Consider the following 6,071-nt stretch of genomic DNA (forward strand, 5'->3'; position numbering starts at 1 on the left):
ATTACTGGTGCAAGTTGGGAATCTGGTAATGTACCGCAAGTCCTTCGTCATCGCTGTGCTTATCTAAATGGTTGCCTTTTTTAACTTTTTTATTGAGATCATTAAGCATTTCTACTTATTGCAAAGGTGAGATGCTCCCCAGAGCAAGTTACTCAAGTCAAGGAAAGCTTAAAGTCTGAGTTAAAACTTTTAAGCAATAACTTAGCGACAGTAGTGGATGATAAATTAACTAAGAACTCAGAACAATTAAAAGCAGTTTCCCAATCTATTGAGAAAACAGCCAATCAATTTGGCAGCCTTAAATCAGATTTTTCTCAAGTAATTAACGCAGTGAACACCAACACCAGTAAATTAACTGCTAACTTAGAATCTTTGCAAGATAAGTTAGAGAAAGTCGTCGCTAAGAAGGGGATTAACACCATATTTGATAACTTCACCAACAAATTCTAAGCAATTATGTCTAGACGTACCTACTACCGAGATGAAGATAAATCGGTGGATGTTTATCCCGCATTCACCGATTTAATGTCCAATGCTTTCATGATTCTGAGTTTATTTCTCCTCTTGGCACTTTTTCAGTCCTATAATCTCATCAGCAAACTGGAGGAAGCTAACCGAAAACTGCAAACAGCAACCCCCATAGTTATCGATGAAAAATCAGGAAAATTTAAATTTCAGTCGGGAAGTGCGGAATTAAACCCTGCTTTAAAAACCTATATTCGTCAGCGCATTATTCCCGCTATCGAAACCATTACCAAAGACAGAGAAATCGACTTTATTCAAGTAATTGGACACACCGACGGACAAGGAATACAACAGACAAGTAATCTCGATAAAAATATCGAATCGGTTGCCAGCAGAAAACAATCTGTTAAAATGCTAGTACCCGGTTCTAACACTGATTTAGGATTAATGCGCGCTTTAGCAGTAGTGCAAGAAATCGAAAACACCGGTAAACTAAAAAACGTCAAATTTCGAGCTTTTTCCGCAGGACAGTTATACCTCCCATCGGGTAAATTAGCCGCGGTTAATCGTGACGCAGATGCAAGCAGACGCAGAATTGAAATCCGTTTTATTCCCCCCGGTAAAAAACAATAAGACAAAAAAATCTAGAAATTTGTTTTTTTATCTTTTGCTTGTTACACTGAGGAAAGAACGAAATTCAAATCAATATCTATGGAACAAAACACTTTAGAGGGGACTTGGGAAGAAATTTTACAGCATAGTGCTAAATTAGCAGGTCAGCGAGTGAGATTGACCATTCTATCTAATCAATCTTCCAATTCCTCCACTCCAGAAACCCTAGACCAAAAATTAAAAGGAAGAGTTGGACGAGTTTATTTTCAGCCATCAGATTTATCTGAGCGAGTAGAAGAAGTTTTTACAAACATTTTAGATGATAAAGACTAATCAGCATTACACCAATGACTCTTTGCGACGCTTCTCCACTTATTGCCTTAATTAATGAAGCTGATAAAAATCATCAGCGTTGTGTTGACATTTTATCTTCGCTATCGGCCCCCCTTGTCACGACTTGCGCTTGTTTTACCGAAGCAATGTATTTATTGCGTCGATATGGTGGTTGGTTCGCACAACAAGAATTATGGGGTTATGTGGTAGATGAAATACTGGTAATACACCATCATAATTCAGATGAACTAAAAAGAATGGAAACCTTAATGATACAATATCAAGATGTTCCTATGGATTTAGCAGATGCTTCTTTAGTAGCCATGGCTGAAGTTCTTAATCAAAGACAAATATTCACTCTTGATAGCGATTTCTATATTTACCGACGGTATGGAAATCAACCTTTTGAGGTTGTACCTTAGTGATTTTTCATTCCCTAGTATCATTAACCGTTTCTAGGGTGACATCCTCGTATAAATCCCGAAAAGATGCCGTCAGATTAATACTCTGCAAACTAAAACTTTCTTCCTGATAGGTTTGCAGAATCCATAAACCCTGTTCACCTCGTCGAAAAGTTTCCACTCGTTGGTGTTTACTATTCACTAAGACATATTCCTGCAAACTTTCTAGAGTTTGATAATCATTAAATTTATCACCCCTGTCAAAAGCTTCTGTGGAATCGGAGAGAACTTCGATAATCAATTTAGGAAAACTTTTGTAGGTAGCAGTTTCTCTATCTCTGTCATCGCAGGTGACAAGAATATCAGGATAATAAAAGTGATTGCGTTTCTCTAATCTGACTTTCACATCGTCAAAATAAACCCGACAATCGGAACCCCGCAAATGATTACGAATGATAAAAGTGAAATTGAGTCCGATAATATTATGAATATCAGTCGTCCCTGCCATGGCGTAAATTTGCCCATCGATATACTCGTGTTTAATGGGACTTTTTTCTTCAAACTGAAGATATTCTTCTGGAGTGAGATTATTATAGTTAGATAGAGCAATCATAGGTTTAATCGTTGAAGGAGATTTTCTTAAGGACTTTCGGGAGTATCATTAACCGTTTCTAGGGTGACATCCTCGTATAAATCCTGAAAAGATGCCGTCAGATTAATACTCTGCAAACTAAAACTTTCTTGCTGATAGGTTTGCAAAATCCATAAACCCTGTTCACCCCGTCGAAAAGTTTCCACTCGTTGGTGTTTACTATTCACTAAGACATATTCCTGCAAACTTTCTAGAGTTTGATAATCATTAAATTTATCACCCCTGTCAAAAGCTTCTGTGGAATCGGAGAGAACTTCAATAATCAATTTAGGAAAACTTTTGTAGGTAGCAGTTTCTCTATCTCTGTCATCGCAGGTGACAAGAATATCAGGATAATAAAAGTGATTGCGTTTCTCTAATCTGACTTTCAAATCGGCAAAATAAACCCGACAATCGGAACCCCGCAAATGATTACGAATAATTGTGTATATATTACCCGAAACAATATTATGAGTATCAGTCGTCCCTGCCATGGCGTAAATTTGCCCATCGATATACTCGTGTTTAATGGGACTTTTTTCTTCAAAATGAAGATATTCTTCTGGAGTGAGATTATTATAGTTAGATAAAGCAATCATCGTTTTTTATCCTAATCACAACTATATTAAGTACCTAAGCAAAATTAATTATACATCTAAGCTGTCAGCATTCCCTGATTATCCCTCACTGTTCACTGATAACCGAAAAGTCTCCACTCTCCGAGTCTCGACTAGGAAATTAACTTTGCAGGACTAGATACCTGTTGAAATACTGTCTAGGAGAACCAGCAAAAAGAGCCTCGAATGGTTAATCTATATGTTATTACCCTTGTAACCCTCTATAACTACTGTTATGACAACCCTAATTGACTATTCAAATATTCAATCTTTACCCGAAGTTTGGTCAATAGTTGCCCAACGTTTCCCCAATATTATCGCCCTACAGGATCCCCACAGTAAACCGGAAGTAATTCTCACCTATCGGCAACTTTATCAACAAATTCAGCAATTTGCCGCCGCTTTGCAAGCATTAGGAGTCACAGAAACCGAAAATGTCGCTTTATTTGCCGATAATAGTCCCCGGTGGTTTATTGCCGACCAAGGTTCCATGGCAGCCGGGGCCGCCAATGCGGTACGATCTGCTCAAGCAGATGCAGAGGAATTAGCCTATATTCTGGCCGATAGTGACAGTCAGACGCTGATTGTCGAAAATAACAAAACTTTAGGGAAATTACTGGCGAAAATCCCTGAATTGCCCCTGAAATTAATCGTGCTGCTCACCGACGAAGACCCCGCTACTGGGGCGATTTCCGTGCAGACCTTAAATTTCAAGCAACTAATGGCGATCGGGGCTGAGAACACCCTTAAACCCATCACCAAGAGCGAAAATGATCTGGCTACCCTCATCTACACATCGGGGACGACGGGACAACCAAAAGGGGTGATGTTAAGTCACGGTAATCTGCTGCATCAGGTACGCAACTTAAATGCTATCTTTCAACCGGCTCCCGGCGATCGAGTTTTAAGTATACTACCTTCATGGCATTCCTACGAGCGCAGCTGTGAGTATTTCATTCTAGCTCAAGGTTGTACCCAGATTTATACCAGTATTCGCACTTTTAAGTCCGATTTAAAGCAATTTAGTCCCCAATTAATGGTGGGAGTTCCCCGTCTTTGGGAATCTCTTTACGAGGGTATCCAAAAACAATTTAGCGAACAACCGGCTAAAAAACAGAAATTGGTGCGATTTTTTCTAGAAAAGTCGGAAAAGTACGTTCTTGCTAAACGTATCGCTGATAATCTCAGTCTTGATCACCTTCACGCTTCCCCCGGAGAAAGACTCAAAGCAAGAATTCAATCCCTCTTACTCTATCCCCTCCATGCCATCGGTGATAAGCTAGTTTATAACAAAATTCGCCAAGCAGTGGGAAATAAAGTTAAAATCTTGGTTAGTGGTGGTGGTTCCTTAGCTAGACATCTAGATACTTTCTATGAGATTGCGGGAATCCCGATTTTAGTTGGTTATGGACTGACAGAAACTTCTCCCGTCGCTACCGTCCGTCGTATCGATCATAACCTGCGCGGGTCTGCCGGTCGTCCCGTCTTTCAGACAGAAATCTGTATTGTCGATTTACACAGCAAAGAAGTCTTACCGACGGAAAAACACGGTTTAGTCTTGATTCGTGGTCCGCAGGTGATGCAGGGATATTATAAAAAACCAGAAGCGACCGAAAAAGCGATTTCTCCCGATGGTTGGTTTGATAGCGGTGATATTGGTTGGTTAACCGCTGCCGGGGATTTAGTTTTAACCGGACGGGCCAAAGATACAATTGTTTTGAGCAATGGTGAAAATATCGAACCGCAACCGATTGAAGATGCTTGTTTACGCAGTCCCTTTATCTCCCAAATTATGCTAGTGGGACAGGATCAAAAAGCTTTGGGGGCTTTGATCGTGCCTAATCTTGATATACTGGCCAATTGGGCCCAAGAACAGAAAATATCCTTAAATTTACCCGATCTTCACAGCGATCGCTCAACGATTCTTTCTAGCGATCTCTACAGCAAAAAAGTCTTAGAGCTCTACCAACAAGAATTAAAGCGCGAGGTAAGAAATCGGCCCAGTTATCGTGCCGATGACCAGATTAAAACCTTTGAGTTAATTTTAGAGCCTTTTTCCCAAGAAAACGGCATGATGACCCAAACTTTAAAGATTAAACGACCGGTAGTAACGCAACGCTATCGCGATATGATTAACGAGATGTTTGCCAAGTAAATATTTCCGGCAAATATTCTCCAACCTCTTGACAAAAAGACCTTTTTAGGATAAGCAAATCATGGATGACGCACAAACCAGTTTATTACTGAAGCGCCCGGTGACAATTAAAGTCATCGTGACCCCGCGCTGGAAAGAAGAAGCACAACAGCAATTACAAGCACAAATGGCTCAAATTGACGCACAAATTCAACAACTAGAAACCCAAGGACAACGAGCGATCGCCGAAATTCAGCGTCAGAGTCTGATCCCCTTACCCCCCGCGGCTGCCCAACAGATTGACAATATTCAAATCCAAGTCAATCAACAGAAAAGTGAGTTTCTCGAACAAAAAAACCAGTATCTGCAACAATTGCAACAGGTACAATTCTTGGAACTCAATCAAGAAGTCGCCCAAGCACAACTAGAAAGCTTTTTCCGCGTCGAAAAAGGCGATAACTTAGTGGCCAAAATGAATGTAGAACTCGTCCTTAGAGATGGCATAGTCGAAGAAATTCGCGGCGAAATTTAAAGCTAGGGTGAGCAGTTACCGGTCATTGTCAACTTAAAGGCTAAAATCGGCAATAGCAAGGGGTATTCTCCCTTGCTAACCGAGACAACCGCCCCTAGATCACATCACCCCTGACATGACTTGATCGGGCCTGAAAAATATATTAAGATTCTTTATCGATCGCCAGGACACACTCGCCTATATTGTTGTATAACTTCATCGAAAATTTGGGTCTGAAACCCCGTCGTTCTACGACGGCTTTACCGTTAAATACTAGCGCATTTACCAAATATATGCTAAAATGTGAGACATGGAAAAAGCCTATTGGTTTCGATTTTACCCCACACCCGAACAAGAGTCGCTATTG

9 protein-coding genes are annotated in these 6,071 nt (G+C 40.3%); 7 read left to right on the forward strand and 2 right to left on the reverse strand.

What is annotated here, in order from left to right; all coding sequences use genetic code 11:
- The first annotated feature begins 126 nt into the window (after window positions 1-126).
- The 4 genes from IM479_RS20220 (at window position 127) to IM479_RS20235 (ending at window position 1,832) form a co-directional block, all read left to right on the forward strand.
- Window positions 127-450 carry a hypothetical protein gene (locus IM479_RS20220; RefSeq protein ID WP_287699551.1) on the forward strand — a complete coding sequence of 108 codons (324 nt, stop codon included), beginning with the start codon at window positions 127-129 and terminating at the stop codon, window positions 448-450.
- Between the two features lie 6 nt (window positions 451-456).
- The gene (locus IM479_RS20225; protein WP_002764884.1) at window positions 457-1,098 is read left to right on the forward strand and encodes an OmpA family protein; all 642 of its coding nucleotides are present in this window, start codon (window positions 457-459) and stop codon (window positions 1,096-1,098) included.
- 78 nt (window positions 1,099-1,176) lie between these two features.
- Window positions 1,177-1,410 (forward strand): hypothetical protein, encoded by a 234-nt coding sequence (locus IM479_RS20230; protein ID WP_193959311.1) that lies wholly within the window; start codon window positions 1,177-1,179, stop codon window positions 1,408-1,410.
- Window positions 1,411-1,424: 14 nt separating this feature from the next.
- On the forward strand, window positions 1,425-1,832 hold the full coding sequence (locus tag IM479_RS20235; RefSeq protein ID WP_287079044.1) for a type II toxin-antitoxin system VapC family toxin: 408 nt from the start codon (window positions 1,425-1,427) through the stop codon (window positions 1,830-1,832).
- A 7-nt stretch (window positions 1,833-1,839) separates the two neighbouring features.
- On the opposite strand, the gene IM479_RS20240 is transcribed toward IM479_RS20235, so the two are convergent.
- Window positions 1,840-2,424, reverse strand: a complete 585-nt coding sequence (locus IM479_RS20240) for a Uma2 family endonuclease (protein ID WP_287699553.1) — start codon at window positions 2,422-2,424, stop codon at window positions 1,840-1,842.
- Between the two features lie 26 nt (window positions 2,425-2,450).
- Window positions 2,451-3,041, reverse strand: coding sequence for a Uma2 family endonuclease (locus IM479_RS20245; RefSeq protein WP_287684543.1), 591 nt, complete (start codon window positions 3,039-3,041; stop codon window positions 2,451-2,453).
- A 253-nt stretch (window positions 3,042-3,294) separates the two neighbouring features.
- Here IM479_RS20245 and IM479_RS20250 point away from each other — a divergent pair, with 253 nt between their 5' ends.
- From IM479_RS20250 to IM479_RS22860, 3 genes are all read left to right on the forward strand, one after another.
- Entirely contained in the window at window positions 3,295-5,214 is a 1,920-nt protein-coding gene (locus IM479_RS20250) for a long-chain fatty acid--CoA ligase (protein ID WP_287684544.1), read from the forward strand.
- Between the two features lie 61 nt (window positions 5,215-5,275).
- Complete coding sequence (locus IM479_RS20255) at window positions 5,276-5,725, forward strand: YlqD family protein (protein ID WP_287684545.1); 450 nt, start codon at window positions 5,276-5,278, stop codon at window positions 5,723-5,725.
- Window positions 5,726-6,014: 289 nt separating this feature from the next.
- Window positions 6,015-6,071 (forward strand): helix-turn-helix domain-containing protein (locus IM479_RS22860; RefSeq protein ID WP_353737553.1); only part of this gene is annotated, 57 nt, incomplete at its 3' end.

This window comes from Microcystis sp. M165S2 (genome assembly GCF_020245885.1).
Lineage (GTDB): Bacteria > Cyanobacteriota > Cyanobacteriia > Cyanobacteriales > Microcystaceae > Microcystis.